1 pseudogene is annotated in these 1,213 nt (G+C 45.8%); it reads left to right on the top strand.

The features are described 5' to 3' along the window. Nucleotides 1-1,213: pseudogene (locus WAE64_RS24725) on the top strand (hypothetical protein); the annotation flags it as partial.

Raw genomic sequence — 1,213 nt, 5'->3', positions numbered from 1 at the left:
TACCTACACAGCGACTTGTACTTTAACGACAAATGGTAAAGTATGTACAGCAGAAGCGAGTGGCGTAGTAAAAGCCAACAGCAAACCACAGATAGCCGTAGCAGATGTAGAAGTTTGTGCAGGTGTAGAAGCGACATTGGTAGCGACAGGCTGTTCAAACGGAACAATCACCTGGAACACAGGTGCAACGGGTTCGACATTAAAAGTAACACAAGGAAACGACGGTACTTATTCATATACAGCGACCTGTACAATTTCATCGAACAATGCGACTTGTGTGAATAGTGCAACTGGTAAATTGACAGTTAATCCAAACCCAGTTATCACAGTTAATACTGCGAAAATCTGTTTAGGCGAAACAGCGACATTGACAGCAACAGGTTGCAATGGTACGGTAACATGGACAGGTGGTGGCACGCCAAGTGGCAGCACATTGGCAGTTAAACCAACAGCCGCAGGAACGACAAGTTATACAGCGACTTGTACAACATCAAAAGGATGTATCGGTACAGCAGAAGGAAAAGTTGAGACAGCACCAAAACCAAGCATTGCAGTAAATGACTTAACCATCTGTGCAGGCGAAAGTGGTAAATTGGAAGCAACGGGCTGTACAGGAGTAGTAACGTGGAGCACAGGCGCGACAGGCACAAGCATCACTGTTAGTGCAGAAGGAACATATACAGCGACTTGTACCTTAACGACGAACGGTAAAGTATGTACAGCAGAAGCGAGTGGAGTAGTAAAAGCCAACAGCAAACCACAGATAGCGGTAGCAGATGTAGAAGTTTGTGCAGGCAAAGAAGCGACATTGGTAGCAACAGGCTGTTCAAACGGAACAATCACCTGGAACACAGGGGCGACAGGTTCGACCTTGAAAGTAACCCAAGCGAACGCTGGTACATATAATTATACAGCGACCTGTACGATTTCATCGAACAATGCCACATGTGTGAATAGTGCAACTGGTAAATTGACAGTTAATCCAAATCCTGTTATCACAGTAAACACTGCGAAAATCTGTTTGGGAGAAACCGCTACCTTAACAGCGACGGGTTGCAATGGTACGGTAACATGGACAGGTGGTGGCACGCCAAGTGGCAGCACATTGGCAGTTAAACCAACAGCCGCAGGAACGACAAGTTATACAGCGACTTGTACAACATCAAAAGGATGTATCGGTACAGCGGATGGTAAAGTTGAGACAGCACCAAAA

It is taken from the genome of Emticicia soli (assembly GCF_037860775.1).
GTDB classification, from domain to species: domain Bacteria; phylum Bacteroidota; class Bacteroidia; order Cytophagales; family Spirosomataceae; genus Emticicia; species Emticicia soli.
Note: the sequence above shows the minus strand (reverse complement) of the source record. Positions and strands in the feature narration are given on the sequence as shown.